The organism is Antrihabitans spumae (assembly GCF_043944905.1).
In the GTDB taxonomy this organism is placed as follows: domain Bacteria; phylum Actinomycetota; class Actinomycetes; order Mycobacteriales; family Mycobacteriaceae; genus Antrihabitans; species Antrihabitans spumae.
On record NZ_JBIMSN010000081.1, the window covers coordinates 26,236 to 43,893 of the forward strand.

Consider the following 17,658-nt stretch of genomic DNA (forward strand, 5'->3'; position numbering starts at 1 on the left):
CGGATAGTCGAACTCGACGAAGATCATTTGGCGCCGATCACCCACCCCGAGCAATACGCCGCGGCCGCGATCGAATCGATCCGCCTCGCATCACTCTGACGGGCAGGCCACCGACGCCGCCTTCAGCATCTGATCGATCGGAAACATCGGCGTCATTTTCCGGACCTATGGTGGTGACCATGGCCGTCGTGGTCCGCACGAGCTCACTTCGCCTGCACATGGAGGCTGGAATGACGAACTCCGTCAACACGACTCAGTTGATGCTCGACTTCGCCTGCTCATGGCGACGCTTCGGCGGTGGCCCGGACGAAGACATCATGGTCCGATTCGGTTTGTCCGCTCCGGAGTTCTTCCGGAGAGTGGAACGGATCGTCCAGTCCGGCCAGCACAGGTTGGACGCCGAAACCGCCGACGAGTTGCTGAAGGTATGTAGGCGTCGGCTGTGGACCGACCGATCACAGCATTCGGCCGCTCGAGCGAGATCCCTCCGGCACTCGGCGTGAGTCGGTCCGGGGCAGGTTCCGGACTCAGATGGGAAGCCCCTGATCGCACACGACGGGAACCGCGTCGTCGGGGCTCAACGCATTCATCACCATTCGCAGCGTCGCCGGATCGAAGACGATGCCGAGATGGCCGACTTTGTCATCGGGGCACACGTTCTGCACGGTCTGATTGACGACGTTGAAGCCGGGCGGCAGGAAGCCGACCGTGTACGGGGTGATCACCTCGTCTGTGACGCTGATGATGTTGTGATAGAGCACAGTTGGCGCGGGCGGCGGGTACGCGGCCGGATTGTTCAGGTCTTCACACGCGGGGCAGCCGAGGGACAGGAAGGGCCGCAACGCGGGGATGGCATCGACCAGACGCTCGATCCCGTCGGACGCCGTCCCACGTGAATAGGACGCGGCCAGGCCGATGACGCGACGGACCGCTTCGGGGTTGCTTTCGGTGTAGATGCGCTGGACAGCGGCACCTTGAGAGTGTCCGACCAGGTCCACGCGGTCGGCACCGGTCCAGGCGCGTACCTGATCCACGAAGACGCCGAGTTGCTCGGCCGACGTGAAGAGGCTGTCGACCGCGCCGCTGCCGAGGCTGTACGGGGTGCGTCCGTATGTCAGCGTGAAGACGCAGTAGCCGTTGTTGGCGAGCGTCGGGGCGAGTGCTGCCCAGTTAGCATTCTGGTTCAACGCCGTGCCGTGGACCAGGACAACCGGAGTCGGGTGAGCTGTACTGCGACACGAGGGTCTGTTCGCGCCGGGCGGTGCGATATCGGGTTGGCCGATGCCTGCGACGACGGCTGCCAGACCGTCCGTTGTTACCGGGAACTCAGCGGCATGCACGGTAGGTGCCATCGCCACAGTTGCAGATACGACTACCGCGAACACCCCCGCAACGAGTTGGTGCTTCACAGTCGATTCCTTTCCGACCGCGATCGGGATGAGGCAGTCGGTTGCGTCAGTTTATCGCCGTCGGTGTGCCGCTCCACATCGATTCTCGTTTCGGACGCGGCATCATCGGGTAGCGTCAGCTTTCTTCCCGAAAGGAAGTCGACCATGCTGCAGACAGCACCTGTGAACCGTTGTGGAACAACACGTTCGGCGTCTTCCGGACCCCCTTCGCGGTTGCTCGGAGCCACCTTCCTGACAGGCTTGCTCGTCCTCACGGCGTGCGGGTCGGACGACGCCGCGACATCGGGGGGCTTACCCGCCGACGCACTGGAGGTTGTGAATTCTGCGCCGTTCGCGCATGGGACGTGGCACTGGGACGCAGTCGAACTCGGCAGCGGCAACACCGTGTACGCGCAGAACGAGAACGAGCTCAACTTCCTCGGCTCGACGACGAAGTTGTTCACTGCTGGAACGTATCTGGACGAATTCGGCGCAGATTCGACACTGGAGACTCCGGTCTATTCTGTCGGCACGCGCAATGGTGCAACGCTGCAGGGCGACCTCGTGCTCGTCGGCTCGGGCGACTTCATACTTGGCAGCCGGGGTGTGCTCGACGGGCAACTGGAATACATCGATCCAGACGATCACATCTATGCCTATGCGATCCCGACGTCGCAGCCGGTCAAGGCCGATCCGCTCGCCGGACTCGATAAGCTCGCCAAAGACGTTGTCGCCAAGGGGATTACCTCCATCGAGGGCGATGTGCTCGTCGACGACAGGCTCTGGGATCCCTATCAGACCAAGGAGGGGGTGTTGACCTCGATCATGGTCAACGACAACCTCCTCGACATCGTCGTCGATCCGGGTGCGAATGCAGGCGATCCGATCACGATGAACACACGCCCGCAAACAGCGTTCTATGAGGTTGTCAACGAGGCCAAGACCAGCGCGGCCGGGAGCGAAACCACCGCGACCGCGACGCTCGGTGCTGACAACCGTGTCGTCGTGAGCGGCAACGTGCCTATCGGCTCGAAGCAACTCGACTTGACGGTCTTCGCTCCGGACCCGGCGGCCTACGCCCGGGCGTTGTTCATCGAGGCACTCCGCCGCGCGGGGGTCACGGTCGACACTCCGCTAGACAAAGCCCGCGGCACGCTTCCGTCCGACAGTGCATACACCGACGCGAACAAGGTCACGTTCTTGACGTCACCGCCGACCAGCATCCTCACGAAGCTTGTGCTCAAGATCAGTCACAACAGGGGAGCGGAGACGCTGCTGTGCCTCCTCGCGAAGAAGGCAGGCTCGACCGACTGCGAAGACGGCCTGACGACCGTGATCGGTAAGTTCGCCAAGGCGAACATCGAACCCGGCACGGTGGAGATCTACGACGGCGAAGGGTCCGATCCCGCCTCGGCCACGCCGGCCGCAATGGTGCGGTGGCTCACCTGGATTCACGAACAGCCGTGGGGTGCACAGCTCAAGGAAGGCCTACCCGATATCAACCGCGACGGAAAGATTCTGGTCAAGAGCGGCTTGAGCGCACGTCCCGACATCGGTCCGATGCAGTCGATGTTCGTCGCCGCCGGGCAGGCCGGCTATCTGACGACGGAGAGCGGCAAAGAACTTGTCGTCGCTTTCTACGCGCTCAACGGTGTGTATCCGAAATTCACCGACGGGATCGACACCTTCCCACTGACCGCCAAGGTGCTCACTCAGATTCAGCAGCACGGCTGAAACACTGCGGCCTCACGCAGCCTTGCGGGCCGCGACCTGGCGCTCGAGGTCGACGATGGCCTTTTCCAGCCCTGCGGCAATGTGTCCGACGTCCGGCACGTTGCGAGTTGCGACGGCGATGCCGAAGGTGATCTTGTCGCCGTGACCGATGCACGTCATGTTGACGGGGCTGTTGTGCATCGGCACCGATACCGGAACCAAGGCATCGAGGCGGGCGCCGTCCAGGTAAAGCTGAACCTTCGGTCCCGGGATGTTCGACATGACAAGACCGAATGCCGCAGGGGTCCGCTTACCGAATCGGAGGGCGAGCGCGGCAATCATCGGGCCGTTGGCGAGTACCGGCTGCAACACGAGACCGGGCTCGGACAGATGCGAAAGCTGCTCTGTTGCGGTTGCATTCGATCGGGCGATGGTCTGCAGGCGCTCGATGGGATCGGCGATGTTGGTGGCGAGATCGACGGTGATGAAGCCGAATGCCGAACCTGGACGATCGTCGTTTTCGTCACGTGTGCTCATCGGCACCCCGGCGGTCAGCGGTGTCGACGGCACATCGGCGTGTTCGGCGAGGTAGGTGCGCAGCGCTGATCCGCAGGTGTAGAAAGCGATGTCGCTGAACTTTGTGTCGGTTGCGTCGGCGAGTGCTTTGAGCCGCGAGAGATCGAATTGGGTGTAGGCGATGCTGCGGTCGCTGTCGATTCGGCCGTGCCACACGGTTTTGGGAGTCCGGTACGGAACCGTGAGAGCCTGGCCGGCATAGGTGCGGCGCATCATCTCGTAGATCGTCCGGCTCAATTCGTGTCCGGCAGTTGCTCTGGCAGCCAATTGTTTACGCACCGCGCGCAGACCCCGCCGCGGTGTGACCGGTGCATCGATGCGACCGCTAGGTCCAACGGTGAACAGCGGCGAACACGGGTCGGCGTCGGGATTCGGCGTCAGCCATTGCAGCAAACGGCGCATGCCGGTCACTCCGTCTGCAAGCGAGTGGTGAATTTTGATGAAAGCCGCAAAGCGATTGTCGGCCAGACCGTCGATCAGGTGCAGTTCCCACAGCGGACGCGACGGATCGAGCCGGCGGCTGTGCAACTGGCCGATCACAGAGTTCAGTTCGTCCTCGCCTCCGGGGCGAGGTAGCGAATGAACGACGACGTGGTGATCGACGTCGATCGTGTCGACTTCGCGCACGAACGGGAGCTGGGGCATCTTCGCGTACGCGGGTGCGAGATTGAATGGGCTGACCGGCTTGTGTGGACCACGCATCCGATCGACGAGGTCGGGAACGAAGCTGGCCGCGGCGTCGTCCGGAAGCGTGAACAACATAAGCAGCGCCGCGTGCCATGGCATGTCGTCGCTCTCTATCAGCAGAAACGCTGCATCGAGCGGTGAGATGGCCTTGATCGACATGGGTGTGCCCACTTCCTCGGGGGACGTAGAGTCTGACTAGCAACCGAACTGTCACGATGTTACAACATAAGTCACTGTGTTGCTCCGGCGGCAATCTGCGTTGCTCAGCGCGCCTCGGTGGACACAGGTGCCAACTCCGGTAAGTCTGTTCTCGTGCGTCGCGCCGCGGTTCCCCTGCTGTCGTTGACCGTGGGAGTTGTGCTCGCGGATTCGGCGATCGTCACGCTTGCGCTGCCGGAGATCCTGCGGCATCTCGGTGGCAGTGTCGCTCAGGTCGCGTGGGTGCTCATCGCGTTCAACCTCGTACTCGCCCTGGTCGTCGTACCGGCCGCGTGGGCATGCACACGCTGGAACCCCGCGCCCCTGTGTGCAGCCGGGATCGCAGTGTTCGCCGGTGCCTCGGCCGCGTGTGCGCTGGCCGGCACGATGGAGGTGCTGATCGCCGCGCGTTGCGCGCAGGCGCTCGGTGGTGCTTTCGCTCTGGTCGGCTGTCTGGAACTACTGGTCTCGGCGACCGACGAGAAACGTGGAGTTGCTCGCTGGACGATGGCGGGTGTTCTTGGGACCGCCGTCGGCCCGGTCGCGGGCGGACTGCTCACCGAGGCCATCTCCTGGCAGTCGATCTTCATCGTGCAGGTTCCGATCGCAGTTCTGGCAGTGCCTGCCGCGCTTGCGATCCGCGGCAATCCAGTTCGCGCAGTAGCCAAGCAGCGCCCAGCCATCGCGCCGAACCTCGCGTTGGTGTTGCTTTCCGCTGCGCTCACCGCTGCGTTGTTTCTGCTCGTCTTGCTACTTGTCGAAGGCTGGGGCCGCTCACCTGCGACCGCAGCACTGACGGTGTCGGTGGTTCCGGTCGCGGCGTTCGTCGCGACTCCGCTGGCTCGACGGGTCCGGGCTGGGCCCCGCTCGGAGTCGGCCGCCGGTTGTCTGCTCATCGCGGGCGGTCTTGTCGGCCTGGCGATTCCGCCGTCGGCGCACCTGGCCTGGACGATCGCGCCGCAGGCCTTGATCGGGCTCGGACTCGGGTTGACGGTCGACTCACTCACCTTCGCAGCCCTGCGTGATCGGGTGCCGCGGGCGATTCACGGCGGGTGGACGATCGGCGCTCGGCACGCGGGAGTTGTTCTCGGCCTTGCATTGTTAACGCCGGTGTTCACCGCGGACCTGGTCGACGCCCAAGGGCCCGCGCAGGAAGCCATTACGGGGTTGGTGCTCGACGCGCCATTGCCCGTGCGGGACAAGATCGCCCTCGCCAATGGCCTGAGCGACCAACTGGCGAGTGAGCGAGGCCGGGTGCCCGACCTCCACCCGGCGTTCGCTGCGCTGCAGGTCGCCCCCGAGCAGCGGCCGGCCGCTCAGGCGCTCGAACGGAACCTCGACGAACAGCTCGAACGAGCCGCGACCCGGGCCTTTCGCGACTCGTTCCTCATCGGCGCGGCATTGGCGTTGGCCGCCCTTGTGCCCCTGATCCCGTTCGGCCTGCTGCGTGGCAGGGTGAAAACGTGACGGTCCGCGCTGCCATCCTTCCCTCCATCGCCGCGGCGCTGGTGAGCATCGTGCTCGGGGTCCAGGTCGCCAACGGTGGCGGTGACTTTGCCCCGGCCCGCACGGCGGACCCGTGCGTCGCGAGGGTCGTCGAACCGATCGGGACAGGCATCGAGGCGCTCGGGGCGAGGTTGGTCCTGCTCGGATTGGATGGCGCCGCATGTCAATTGCGGATCTCGCGCGAGGCGTTGGTGTTGCAGCTTGCACAGCCGAGGGAGCGTACGGACGCCGAAATCGACGCGATGCGAACGGGTTTGCGGGACGCGGTGCAGCGAATGCAGACCGACGGCACCCTGCCGCCAGCGTCCGATCTCGTCGACGAGGCGCTGGCCAACGCGGACCTGCCGGGCTACGTGAAGTCGCTGCTCCGCCGTTTGCCGGACTCGATGGTGAACGGCGGTTTGAAGACCGACGACGTTCTGCTTCGGGCGATCGACGACCTCGACCTTCGCGCGCTACTGGCCGACCTGACCGACACCGACGACATCACCCGCATGATCAACGACGCGGTCAGCCGAGCGGTGAAGGATTCCCTGATCGCCAGGTTGCGCGACCTGCTGCCGGGTTGACGCGTATCCTGTCCGTTGTGTCCGACACGCTCGATGTCGTCGATTTCGGCTCGCGGTTGCAGTTCACGTTCGGTGATCTGCGGCTGTACAGCGGGCCGAGATCGATAGGCGGGCTTGCGCATTCGTTCAGGGTGATGCAAAGAGTCTTCCCACTGCTGTCACCCGATGGACCGCCCGAACGACGCGAAATTCGAGTGCGCACAGCGCATCCCGGACCGGGCGTTCGCGACGGGATCGAGTTCGTCACGCGAGCCGTCGTCGAGGACCGTTTCCGTCACGACCCGCAGTTCGCCCGTATCGACGGCGGCGACCGAATGGCGTGGTGGGTCTTCGAATTTGCTTACCGCGACAGAATCGTCACTGCACACGCTCGTGAGGAGTTCGTCCCCGAGGACCTCATGCGTTTCGCGCTACTCGGTCGAAAGGCGGCTGCCGACGAGCGCGGACGATTCCTCGCTGAGATCGAGAAGATGTCGAAACTCGTTCTGGCCGCTCGCCCCGACGAGATCTACGACATCGTCGAGGCGACCGGTCTGTAACGAATCTGTCGACCGGAGCGTCGGGCGTCATCACCGACGATCTCCCCGATCGCGACGCGGTGGTGACGGGTCCGGGTCAGGTAATCGTCACGGCGACAGCACATTTACCTGGCCTCGACGATGTGTTCGGTACACCGAGCTTCGGCACGTTCTACGTGACGCCGTAGGTTACGCGTCGCAGGTGATTTTTGTCAGCATGTATCGGTGACAGATCCCAGCGCAATCGATGATCGCTCGCACTACTGGTGAAAGCCTGTCTCGACCAGGGTTATAACCATGAACACAACACAGAACGATTCACCTCTGGCCAACCTGGTCACCGACGCCATTCGCTTCGGCCCCGCCCCGAGCCGAGGGCGTGAAGTCGCAGTCATCGTGACTACCGTCGTGCTGATGGCGGCCGTCCTGGCCATAGTGCAGCCGACGATCGTCTTCACGGCTATCGCGTGCGCCTTGGTCGTCGGAAACTTTGCGGTCCGCTGGGCACTCGGCACCCGGAAGTGGGGTTCGCGATGAGCACCGTGATCACCGCGCGCGGACTGCGCCGGGTCTACGGCCAGGGCGACAACGCATTCGAAGCAGTCAAGGGCATCGATCTCGACGTCGCCGAAGGTGAGGTTTTCGCTCTGCTCGGCACGAACGGGGCAGGCAAGACGTCGACATTCGATCTCTTGGAAGGACTTTCGGCACCCACCGCGGGCGACGTCGAGGTCTTCGGCCTCGACCCTCGTCGTGACCGAAAGCTGGTGCGCCCGCAGGTGGGCATCATGCTGCAGTCCGGTGGTCTCCCCGCCGAACTCACCATCGCCGAGACCTTGGAGATGTGGCGCGGCACCTGTTCCAACCCGACCACCGCTGCAGCTGTTCTTGCTCAGGTCGACCTCACCGACCGGGCCGACGTCCGAGTCGGATCGTTGTCCGGCGGCGAAAGGCGACGTGTCGATCTCGCGTGCGCGCTGCTCGGGCAACCGCGACTGCTGTTTCTGGACGAACCGACGACCGGGCTCGACCCCGAAAGTCGGCGTGCGACATGGAAATTACTCGCCGGGCTCAAGGCTGCGGGCGTCACGATGGTCTTGACGACGCATTACCTCGACGAAGCCGAAGCACTCGCCGACACCATCGCGATCATGCACAAAGGCCGAATCGCGCGCCGCGGCACCCTACGCGACATCGTCGACGAGCACCCTGCACGCATCGTCTTCGACCATCCGGGCCTCGAGTTGCCGCCACTTCGCGGCGCCCGGATCGATCCACAATCGCGGGTGACCATCTATACCCACGATCTGCAGGCCCATCTGTCCGAACTGCTCGCTTGGGCCGGTGCGCACCGACTGCGGTTGAACGGCCTGGAAGCGCGCGCTGCCTCGCTCGAGTCGGTGTTTCTCGACATCGCCACCGACGCCGACGACTCGAGCGACGCCAACAACTCGAGCGACGCCATCAACACTGCCGAGATCTCGGCCCCAACGAACGACATGATCGGAGCCCAACTATGACCACCCTGATGGCGGCCCCAGCTGTCGGCTACGGCAAACGCCCACTGACGGCGCTCTCCACTGCCGAGTACCGGCAGTTCCGTCGCAACAAGACGCTGGTGATCATGGGAACGGTGTTCCCGGTTGCTCTGCCGCTGGTCTCGTTCTTCCTCGCACGGAACAACCTCGGGTCAACGGCGGAAGTGGCGACCACCGGCCTGGAAATGTTCGCGTTGATGGCATTTCTGTTCGTGCAGTACTACTCGGTGCTGTCGATGATCACCACTCGTCGTGGCGAAGGGGTCTTGAAGCGGCTGCGCACGGGTGAGGCGGCGGATTGGCAAATTCAGACCGCTCCGGCGGTGCCCGGCGCCATCCTCACAGTTGCCGGTGCTGCGATCGTCGGCGGAGTGATCTATGGCGCCGGATCGCCGGCACCGGTCAACCCGGTGGCACTTGTGGTCGCCCTGCTCGGCGGTATCGTCCTCTTCTCGCTACTCGGACTTGCTACCAGTGCCGTCACGAAAAACGCTGAGGCAGCACAGATCACGTCGATGCCGGTGATGATGATCGCGTTCGTCGGACTGACCTCGATCCGCAATGTGCTTCCCGACCGACTCGGCGCTTTCGTAGACTGGACACCTTTCGCGGCGCTCTCCGACCTGATTTCCCTCGGCGCCGCAGGCTTGCCTGCGACGGCCCCTGATTCCGCAGTTGCCCTCGACTTCGCGGGGACCTTCGCCGAGATGGCCCAACCGCTTGCGACACTGGGACTGTGGACCGTGTTGGCATTGGCAATCGTCGCGACAAGCTTTCGCTGGGACGACCGCGGATGATGCGAGTGGCCACCTGGTGGCGTGAGCAGTCGGGGCCGGCGAAGTTCCGTCTTTATGCACAGCTCACGCTCCCGGTGGCCATCGCTGCGGTTGTGGTCCTTGCGAGCATCGCCAACGCAGCCGAGCCACTGGCTTCTGCCGGGATCGTCGTCTCCGGGATCGCGGCGATCCTTGCCGTGCAGGCCCAACCTGATCTGGCTGCGTGGAGCACATCCGCGCTGCGGCGGTGGGCGCTGCCGGTCGGGACATCGATCCTGATCGCGGTCTGGCTGGCCTGTGTCGCCGCAATCTACCTGGGAACCGACGACTCCGATGGTGACGCGATTCGCTCGACAGGGCTGATCTCCGCACTGCTCCTGGCGCAGTCGGTCGTTCCGTTCCTGCGATACCGATGGTGGATCGTTGTCGGGATCGGAATCGCCACCGGCGCGGCGCTCGGATCGTCTCTTGCCGGGGGTGTGCGGTTGGCTGCGCTGACTGCAGCCCTTGGCGCTGTCATTGTTGCCAGCACCCTTCTGACGAGATGGGGCCTTCAGATCGTCGAAGACCTGGATCGCGCCAAAACGATCGAGGCGCAGTTGCAGGTCGCCGAAGAGCGTTTGCGTTTCGCGCGCGATCTACACGATGTGGTCGGCCGCGGGTTCTCGGCGATCGCTGTCAAAAGCGAACTCGCCGCGACACTCTCGCGATCCGGTGCCGCCGACCGCGCGGCCACCGAAATGGAGGACGTCAGGCACCTCGCTGTCGAATCCATGAACAGAATGCGCGATCTCGTCCGGGGCTACCGCGACATCAATCTCGAAGGTGAGGTCGCCGGAGCCCGTTCGCTGCTGGCGGCCGCGGGCTGTCAGCTCACCATCGAGGGCGACCCGACGAGGATTCCAGCGCCATTCCACGAGGTCACAGCCTGGGTCGTGCGCGAAGGCACGACGAACATCGTCAAGCATTCGGCAGCCACAACGGCAACGATGACCTTCGGCGACGCCGGAATGTCGTTGCGCAACAACGGTGTTTCCGACAGATCCCGCTCTGCCCGTGATCCAGCACAGCAGTCGGGTCTGCGCGGACTCGCCGAGCGGCTCACCACTGTCGGCGCGGTGCTGGACACCACCACCACCACCGGCGATAATTTCGTGCTCGAAATACGTTGGGAGAAATCGTGATTCCAGTACTGCTCGCCGATGACGAAAACCTGATCCGAACCGCAATGGCGGCGATGCTCGACCTCGAGGACGATATCGACGTGATCGCCGACGTCGAATCCGGCGAAGAGTTGATCGCCATCTGGCGGCGGCGAGTCGACGACGGTGAGCAGGACGCAGTGGCGGTCATCGACTTGCAGATGCGCGGTATCGACGGAATCGACACCGCAATCGAACTACTGGCGCTTACTCCCAGAGCAGGCATTCTGATCGTTACCAGCCATGGCCGACCCGGCTATCTGAAACGAGCACTCACCGCCGGGGTGCGGGGCTTTCTGCCCAAAACGACGTCTGCGGCGACACTCGCCGAGGTCATCCGCACGGTCGCGAGCGGCGGACGCCACGTCGACCCACAGCTTGCTGCCGAAGCCATCAGCACCGGTGACACGGTGCTGACCGCCCGCGAAGCCGACGTACTCGAGTTCGCCATCGACGGTGCGTCCACCGAGGAAATCGCGATCCGCGCACACCTCTCGCTTGGCACCACCCGCAACTACCTCTCGACGGCGATGGCCAAGCTAGGTGCGTCCAACCGGGTACGAAGCGGCTCTCACCGCGCGCAGGCACGGGTGGATCTAGTCCGCCCATCGTCGACATCGAGATGCACGCCTCCGTCGCGGCTCCAGTGCTGCTGCGGCGAAGTACCCACCACCGCCAGCGAGCGCCAGGCAGGCGTACATGCCCGCTCCCGGTAGAAACAGCGCTGCGGACGATGCAAGGGCGAGCCAGAGTCCGAGCGTGTACTGCACGATGTCGCGCTGCGCGCTGCCGCCGGCGAGATAGAGCATTCCTACGACAAGGCCGGATCCTGTCGGCCACAGCAGTGCGTGGACCTCCTGCATCTGCACGGCTTCCGCGAGGGCGGTGATGGTTATGAACAGCGCACCGAACCCGACCAGCCAGGAGGCATCGAGCATCCTACCGACCAACGCGGCTTCGCCTTTCGCTCCGCGTTGCGCGCGGGCTGTGACAACAAAGGTCACGACCAACGCCGCAAGCAAGCCGACGACTAGCAGGCTGCCTGGAATTGCCGACGGCAGCGGCACGATCGGATCGTCTCCGTAGGACGATGCGAAACTTCCGTATCCGACGAGCCATACGAAGCCGAAGCTCACGTACGACGGCAGGTTGTCGATAACCGGGCCCGCCTCGGCGCGGGTGGCGATACGAGCGTCGTCGTGAAACATGTTGACCCCCTTATGTTTCGAAATGCACGGTCAGCGCAGTGCGGACACTGCGATCGACCGACCGGCATAGCTGGACTCGGTAGCGGCATCGGCGACGACCCGCCCGACCGTGTTGCGCGAAACTTTGCGTGATTTGACTTCTCCTGCGGCGGAGACGAATTCGTCCTCGTAGGCTGGACTATCGGTGAGGTGCACGGGCTGCACGATCGTCCAGTCGAGGCCACTTGCTCGCACAATTCGTTCCTGCTCGGCGTGGTCGGCAGCCTGCTGCTTGATCAGTACAGCGAAGAAGATCCGATCGACGAGCGCCAGCCGCGACGCCGTTTCGCCGACGCCGTAGGTGCTCTGTACGACCAAGCGCGTCACACCGCTGCGCTTCATGGCGGCGACGACATTGCCGATCCCTCGCGAGCGGACGTCGGCTGCGGTGTGCGCAGGTCCGAGCAGGCGCACGCGCGCGGGGTTCTCGCTGATTCCCAGCGTGACTACGACGGCATCGTGGCCGGGCACGGCGCCCACGATGGCATCGGGATCGGTCGCGTCGCCGTCGATCGTTCGCAAATCACCCCGGGTTTCGGTGGCCAGCCCGCTCGCGTGCCGCGAAAACGCAGTGACCGCGTGGCCGCGTTCGAGCAACTCCGCGACGACTGCACGCCCGCTGCCACCCGTTGCGCCGACTACGAGAACCTTCATGACGTTTCCTTTCGAGGAAGTGTGATCTTCGGATACGTCCAGGCTAGGAGGCGTTGTCAGGATGCTCTATGGCGAATAGTCTGAAATCTATGTCTATTCGTCCAGCACCTGTGGAGCCATGGTTATCGCACGACCCGTTGGGGGAGGCGTTGTATCTGGTGCGGATGAACGGGGTGTTCTATTCGCAAACGGAAGCCACCGAACCTTGGGGGGTGGTGATGCCACCGTTCGCGAACTGCATGAGCTTTCACGTCGTCACGAGGGGCGGGTGCTGGCTCGAGATCGAAGGGCAGGCTTCGGTATACGTGCGTGCCGGCGAACTCGCACTGGTCCCGCACGGGCGCGGACACCTACTCAGGAGCAACCCAGGAGCCACCCTCATGGGCCGCGTCGACGAGTTGCCACAACAGATGGTGAGCGAGCACTACTCGCTGCTGCGCTGCGGGGGAGGAGGAGCTAGGTCCACCCTGATCTGCGGAGTCGTCAGCTTCGATCAGCCCACTGTCGGGCGGCTACTCGAACTGCTGCCACCGGTGATCCACATAGATACCGCAGACGACCGAGATTCACCTATCGGCGCTGCGCTTCGCCTGATGTCCGCCGAACTCAGGTCGCTGCGGCCGGGCGGCGAGGCCGTCACCACCCGGCTCGCGGACATTCTTGTCATCGAAGCAATTCGGTCTTGGTTGGCGTCGGATCCGGCTGCGCGGACAGGATGGCTCGGCGCGATACAGGATCCGCAACTCGGCCGCGCTATCGCTGCCGTACATCGATCACCTGGCGAGGAATGGACGGTTGAATCCCTTGCGCGCGAGGCGGTTATGTCTCGCTCCGCATTTGCCGCCCGGTTCACCGAGCTTGTGGGTGAGCCCGCAATGCGATACGTGACACGGTGTCGGATGGACGTTGCACGCTCCCGACTCGAACGTGGCGACGCCACTGTCGGAGCGGTCGCAGCCGAACTCGGTTACCTATCCGAAGCGTCGTTCAGCCGCGCGTTCACGCGGACCCTCGGTAGCTCGCCGGGCGCAGTTCGCCGCGCTGCCAATGAAATTCGGACGCCGGCAGTGAGTCAGCACTGAGCGTTGATCAAACGATCGAGTCGTTGCTGGGCGAGTGCGACCATCTGGATGTTTCCACCTTCGCGGGGCCGGGCTTGGAGTGCGCTCAGCGTTGCCCGTGCGTCGGCGAGGTCGCGTTCGAGTTCTTCGCAGCGCCGTTGCTCGTTCTGTTCGTCCTGGCGTCGATCCGCGCCGTCGTCCTGACTGATGTTGACGGCGTTGCGGAAGGTTCCGGTGGCTGATCGCTCGAGTCCGCGGCCGCCTTCCTCTCGGACGATCCAGCCGACCGTGAAAGTTTGGCCGTTTTCGTCGAGCGCTGTTCGATAGACGCCCTCGTTCGTTTGCGCAGGTGCGGCGGTGAAGGCATGGTCGGTGCCATTGATCTTGACGGTGCCTGTCACCGTCGAACCTTCCAGTTGGGCGTCGACAGTGGTGCCGTTCGGATCTGCGAGGGCGAGCCGGGAGTTGTCGAACGAACCCGCCGGCCATGCCCACGTGGTCGCACCGTCGCAGACGAAGGCAACTGCTTTGTCGCCGGACACGACGACCGCAATGTAGGCGTTCGTGCCGTCGACGCTGCCGAGGTAGGTGTCGGCTGGACGTGGCGCGTCGGCGAACGGGGACGGGATCGAGTCGAGGATCGATTGTGCGTCTGCCGGTACTGAGGGCGACGCCGCAGCCGACGTGGATGTCGTTGTAGCAGTGGGGGGGTCGTCGCTGCCGCACCCGGCGAGTGCCGCGAGGCCGGTTGCTGCGACGGTAGCGAGGGCGATGCGAATCGGCAGGTGACGCATGGTCGTTCTCCGGATCGGTTCGGCGGGGGAGTAGCTCTGCTCCTACCCAGGTACGAGTAATGCGATCACAAAGTTCGAGTTCACAAAAGACCCGACGAGGGCGCGTAACAACTGTTAATGCTTAGCTCTTGCGCTAAGTGTTGATCATTGATACTTTGCCTTATGGCCCAGTATTCGCAGAACCTCGACGGAGTCTTCCAGGCACTGGCGGATCCAACACGGCGTGCGGTGCTTGGTCGCCTCGGCCAGGGCCCCGCGAGCATCAGCGAGCTGGCAAAACCGTTCGACATGGCTTTGCCGTCGTTTATGAAGCACATCCACCTTCTGGAGGGCAGCGGTTGGATCCGTACCCACAAGACCGGACGTGTGCGGACCTGTGTCATCGAACGGACCTCGTTCGACGTCGTCGAGACCTGGCTCGCCGAACAGCAAAGGCTCTGGCAGGGCCGCACGGACAGACTCGAAGAGTTCGTCACTAATTACGAAGAGGGAGAACAGAAATGACGTCATCGGCACACCCCGAGCTCGACCTCACGATCACGCGAATCATCAAGGCGCCACGCGAAGCGGTGTGGAAGGCCTGGACCGACCCAACTCGCTTCGAGCAGTGGTGGGTTCCGGCGCCTGCGGTCTGCAAGGTTGCGGAGATGGACCTGCGGCCTGGAGGTTCGTTTCGCACGCTGATCAGCGAAGACGGCGGCGATTTTGCTCCGCACCTGAACGGCTGCTTCCTTGCCATCGACGATCTCGAACGGATCGTGTTCACCAACTCGCTCGTCGGTGGCTGGCGACCCGCCGAAGACCCGTTTATGACGGCAGTCATCACGATGCACGACCATCCGCTCGGTACCGAGTACGTCGCGAACGCGATGCACCGCAACATCGTCGATCGCGATCAACACGAAGAGCTCGGCTTCTACGACGGGTGGGGGACTGTCATCGAACAGCTCGCAGGAGTTGTCGAGCGTATCGGAGTGTAGGTCGGGCTGATCCAACCCTTCTGTGCCCCTTGCGGATTGCCGCTCAGGGAGTAGAATAGAACGCATGTTCGATACCGGGGAAATCGAAAAACAAATCACTGCCAGACTCTCGGAGATGGCCAAAGAGATCGTGGCGATCCGACGCGACCTGACCGACACCACGAGGGCCGACGTCATCACCGCACTCGAAGTGGTGAAGTCGGCAAGTGCGGCAACGCAGGCGGTTGCGACGGCCGATCTGCACACCTCGCGTCGCGCCGAACGCGCCGCGAAAGGACTACCGAAATCGCAGTGGGACACCGGCGTCGCGTCCGAAATCGGGTTGGCCCGCCACGATTCAGCCAACAAAGGGGGACGTCACCTCGGTTTCGCGCGGGTGTTGGTCGACGAGATGCCGCACACCCTGGCCCGTCTCGCGTGCGGGGATCTCTCGGAATGGCGAGCCACCATGATCGTGCGTGACACCTTCGGCCTCTCCCGCGAAGATCGCGGGCTTGTCGACCGCGAATTATGCAGTGATCCGGCAACATTGGACGGGAAAAGCGACAGCCAAGTCTCGGCGTCCTCTCGCTCGGCGGTGGCCAGGATCGATGCCGAAGCACTGGTCCGCCGCGCCAGCAAAGCCATCGGCGACCGTCGCGTCACCTCCCGACCTGCACCGGACACGATGGCGTATCTGTCGGCGTTGCTGCCGGTCAAACAAGCGGTCTGTGTGCACGCAACACTGATGCGGGACAGTGCCGCGATCCTCGGCGCAGGCGACGAACGAACCAAAAGTCAGATCATGGCCGACCTGCTCGTCGAACGGGTCACCGGACTGTCCACCGCGACGGCGGTTCCGGTCACCGTCAACGTCGTCCTGTCCGACGAGGCGTTGCTCGGTGGCAGGTGTGAACCGGCCGAGGTCGAGGGCTACGGACCCGTTCCGACGGATCTGGTCATCCGGTGGCTGCACGACGACGACGCCAAAAACGAACTACGCCGCCTCTACGCCAACCCCGAGACCGGGGCGTTGACGGCGATGGAATCGAAATCCCGAGACTTCCCGACCGGGATACTGCGGATGACGAAGTTCCGGGACAAGATCTGCCGGACCCCGTGGTGTGGTGCACCGATCCGGCACGGGGATCACGTCAGATCGGTCGCCAACGGCGGGGACACGACGTTCGACAACAGTGCCGGACTGTGCGAAGCGTGCAACTACGCCAAAGAAGCCGACGGCTGGACGACAACGCCCGACACACGGAAGCCGGGTGAGTTGCACAGTTACCGGATCACCACCCCGACCGGGCATCAATACCGCTCGACCGCACCAGCACTACCAATGCCTCTGCGTGGACGCGACATCGGGTTTCCCACGGCCGAACAACGCCTTATCGAAATCGTCATTGCCGCATAGTCCGTCGAGTGCATAGTTGTGCAGGCAATTCCGCACGGTGACACCTGAACACCTATGCAGTCGGCGGCCTTCTCTAGGCTGAGCCACATGACTCGGACCGAAGATCTCGTCCTGCTCGAGCGCGAAGGTGCAGTCCGGACCATCCGGCTCAACGCGCCGGAGCGCCGCAATGCACTCGACGCCGACCTGCTTCGCGAACTGGCAGCAGCGATCGAGACGGTGCGAGCTGATGGTGATGCGCGCGCGCTGATCGTCGCCGGTGCGGGCAAATCGTTCTGCGCTGGAGCCGATCTCGGTGGCATGTTCGGCGACATAACGAGGCCGGTGCACGAACTGCGACGCCATCTCAAAGGCGTCTACGGATCGTTTCTCGGTATCCGAGACCTGACGATCCCGACCATCGCGGCAGTGCAGGGCGCAGCGGTGGGCGCCGGGATGAACATCGCACTCGCCTGCGACATCGTGGTTGCCGGGCCTCGCGCTGCGTTCGGACCTACGTTCGCGGAAATCGGGCTGCATCCAGGCGGCGGCTGCTCGTTTATGCTCACCGAGAGGATGGGTCCTGCGCAGGCTACCGCTGCTTTGCTGTCCGGCGACATCATCAAGGCGGACAATGCAATTCGTCTCGGTCTGGCGAACCTTCTCGCCGACGAGCCGGAGGCGAAAGCGCGTGAACTCGCCACTAGGTTCGCTGCCCGGAGTCCCGAGCTCAACGCGAACATCAAACGGTCGGTGCAGATCGCGACCACGTCGGATCTTGCTACGTCGGTCGATTTCGAATCCTGGGCGCAGGCATCTTCGGTCGGGAGCGACGAATTCGGGAGCTACCTCGACAACTTCGGCAAAGCCTGA

General features: G+C 63.8%; 19 protein-coding genes and 1 pseudogene. 15 read left to right on the forward strand and 5 right to left on the reverse strand.

Annotation, left to right across the window (positions count from 1 at the left end; translation table 11 throughout):
• Nucleotides 1–230: 230 nt before the first annotated feature.
• Nucleotides 231–503 (forward strand): hypothetical protein, encoded by a 273-nt coding sequence (locus tag ACHIRB_RS18420; RefSeq protein ID WP_395125417.1) that lies wholly within the window; start codon nt 231–233, stop codon nt 501–503.
• 24 nt (nt 504–527) lie between these two features.
• Here ACHIRB_RS18420 and ACHIRB_RS18425 read toward each other — a convergent pair whose 3' ends face one another.
• Nucleotides 528–1,409, reverse strand: a complete 882-nt coding sequence (locus tag ACHIRB_RS18425) for an esterase/lipase family protein (RefSeq protein ID WP_395125416.1) — start codon at nt 1,407–1,409, stop codon at nt 528–530.
• Nucleotides 1,410–1,553: 144 nt separating this feature from the next.
• Here ACHIRB_RS18425 and dacB point away from each other — a divergent pair, with 144 nt between their 5' ends.
• Nucleotides 1,554–3,122 carry a D-alanyl-D-alanine carboxypeptidase/D-alanyl-D-alanine endopeptidase gene (dacB, locus tag ACHIRB_RS18430; RefSeq protein ID WP_395125415.1) on the forward strand — a complete coding sequence of 523 codons (1,569 nt, stop codon included), beginning with the start codon at nt 1,554–1,556 and terminating at the stop codon, nt 3,120–3,122.
• A 12-nt stretch (nt 3,123–3,134) separates the two neighbouring features.
• Here dacB and ACHIRB_RS18435 read toward each other — a convergent pair whose 3' ends face one another.
• Nucleotides 3,135–4,523, reverse strand: a complete 1,389-nt coding sequence (locus tag ACHIRB_RS18435; protein ID WP_395125414.1) for a wax ester/triacylglycerol synthase family O-acyltransferase — start codon at nt 4,521–4,523, stop codon at nt 3,135–3,137.
• A gap of 117 nt (nt 4,524–4,640) precedes the next feature.
• Here ACHIRB_RS18435 and ACHIRB_RS18440 point away from each other — a divergent pair, with 117 nt between their 5' ends.
• The 8 genes and pseudogenes from ACHIRB_RS18440 (at nt 4,641) to ACHIRB_RS18475 (ending at nt 11,271) form a co-directional block, all read left to right on the forward strand.
• Complete coding sequence (locus ACHIRB_RS18440) at nt 4,641–6,029, forward strand: MFS transporter (RefSeq protein WP_395125413.1); 1,389 nt, start codon at nt 4,641–4,643, stop codon at nt 6,027–6,029.
• Nucleotides 6,026–6,637, forward strand: coding sequence for a hypothetical protein (locus ACHIRB_RS18445; protein ID WP_395125412.1), 612 nt, complete (start codon nt 6,026–6,028; stop codon nt 6,635–6,637). The genes ACHIRB_RS18440 and ACHIRB_RS18445 overlap by 4 nt, the downstream gene beginning before the upstream one ends.
• A gap of 17 nt (nt 6,638–6,654) precedes the next feature.
• Complete coding sequence (locus ACHIRB_RS18450; RefSeq protein WP_395125411.1) at nt 6,655–7,176, forward strand: hypothetical protein; 522 nt, start codon at nt 6,655–6,657, stop codon at nt 7,174–7,176.
• Nucleotides 7,177–7,452: 276 nt separating this feature from the next.
• Complete coding sequence (locus ACHIRB_RS18455; protein WP_395125410.1) at nt 7,453–7,692, forward strand: hypothetical protein; 240 nt, start codon at nt 7,453–7,455, stop codon at nt 7,690–7,692.
• Entirely contained in the window at nt 7,689–8,675 is a 987-nt protein-coding gene (locus ACHIRB_RS18460; protein WP_395125409.1) for an ABC transporter ATP-binding protein, read from the forward strand. The genes ACHIRB_RS18455 and ACHIRB_RS18460 overlap by 4 nt, the downstream gene beginning before the upstream one ends.
• Nucleotides 8,672–9,490 (forward strand): ABC transporter permease, encoded by an 819-nt coding sequence (locus tag ACHIRB_RS18465; protein ID WP_395125408.1) that lies wholly within the window; start codon nt 8,672–8,674, stop codon nt 9,488–9,490. Before ACHIRB_RS18460 ends, ACHIRB_RS18465 begins: the two co-directional genes overlap by 4 nt.
• Nucleotides 9,490–10,653, forward strand: a complete 1,164-nt coding sequence (locus tag ACHIRB_RS18470) for a sensor histidine kinase (RefSeq protein WP_395125442.1) — start codon at nt 9,490–9,492, stop codon at nt 10,651–10,653. Before ACHIRB_RS18465 ends, ACHIRB_RS18470 begins: the two co-directional genes overlap by 1 nt.
• Nucleotides 10,650–11,271: pseudogene (locus ACHIRB_RS18475) on the forward strand (response regulator). The gene ACHIRB_RS18470 and the pseudogene ACHIRB_RS18475 overlap by 4 nt, the downstream one beginning before the upstream one ends.
• Here the strand turns inward: ACHIRB_RS18475 and ACHIRB_RS18480 are convergent.
• Together ACHIRB_RS18480 and ACHIRB_RS18485 are read right to left on the reverse strand one after the other, a co-directional pair.
• Nucleotides 11,268–11,879: an ABC transporter permease gene (locus ACHIRB_RS18480; RefSeq protein ID WP_395125407.1), complete on the reverse strand. Its 612-nt coding sequence runs from the start codon at nt 11,877–11,879 to the stop codon at nt 11,268–11,270. The pseudogene ACHIRB_RS18475 and the gene ACHIRB_RS18480 overlap by 4 nt on opposite strands.
• A 30-nt stretch (nt 11,880–11,909) precedes the next feature.
• Nucleotides 11,910–12,572 carry an NAD(P)-dependent oxidoreductase gene (locus ACHIRB_RS18485; protein ID WP_395125406.1) on the reverse strand — a complete coding sequence of 221 codons (663 nt, stop codon included), beginning with the start codon at nt 12,570–12,572 and terminating at the stop codon, nt 11,910–11,912.
• 89 nt (nt 12,573–12,661) lie between these two features.
• On the opposite strand from ACHIRB_RS18485, the gene ACHIRB_RS18490 reads away from it, so the two are divergent.
• Entirely contained in the window at nt 12,662–13,654 is a 993-nt protein-coding gene (locus ACHIRB_RS18490; RefSeq protein WP_395125405.1) for an AraC family transcriptional regulator, read from the forward strand.
• On the opposite strand, the gene ACHIRB_RS18495 is transcribed toward ACHIRB_RS18490, so the two are convergent.
• Entirely contained in the window at nt 13,645–14,427 is a 783-nt protein-coding gene (locus tag ACHIRB_RS18495; protein WP_395125404.1) for a hypothetical protein, read from the reverse strand. The two genes, ACHIRB_RS18490 and ACHIRB_RS18495, sit on opposite strands and share 10 nt — an antisense overlap.
• 162 nt (nt 14,428–14,589) lie before the next feature.
• On the opposite strand from ACHIRB_RS18495, the gene ACHIRB_RS18500 reads away from it, so the two are divergent.
• The 4 genes from ACHIRB_RS18500 to ACHIRB_RS18515 all read left to right on the forward strand — a co-directional run bounded on the left by ACHIRB_RS18500 (nt 14,590) and on the right by ACHIRB_RS18515 (nt 17,658).
• Nucleotides 14,590–14,931, forward strand: coding sequence for an ArsR/SmtB family transcription factor (locus ACHIRB_RS18500; protein WP_395115744.1), 342 nt, complete (start codon nt 14,590–14,592; stop codon nt 14,929–14,931).
• A complete protein-coding gene (locus tag ACHIRB_RS18505; protein WP_395115743.1) occupies nt 14,928–15,407 on the forward strand; it encodes an SRPBCC family protein in 480 nt (159 codons plus the stop codon). The genes ACHIRB_RS18500 and ACHIRB_RS18505 overlap by 4 nt, the downstream gene beginning before the upstream one ends.
• Nucleotides 15,408–15,471: 64 nt before the next feature.
• Nucleotides 15,472–16,806, forward strand: coding sequence for an HNH endonuclease (locus ACHIRB_RS18510; protein ID WP_395115742.1), 1,335 nt, complete (start codon nt 15,472–15,474; stop codon nt 16,804–16,806).
• 87 nt (nt 16,807–16,893) lie between these two features.
• Nucleotides 16,894–17,658, forward strand: coding sequence for an enoyl-CoA hydratase (locus ACHIRB_RS18515; RefSeq protein WP_395125402.1), 765 nt, complete (start codon nt 16,894–16,896; stop codon nt 17,656–17,658).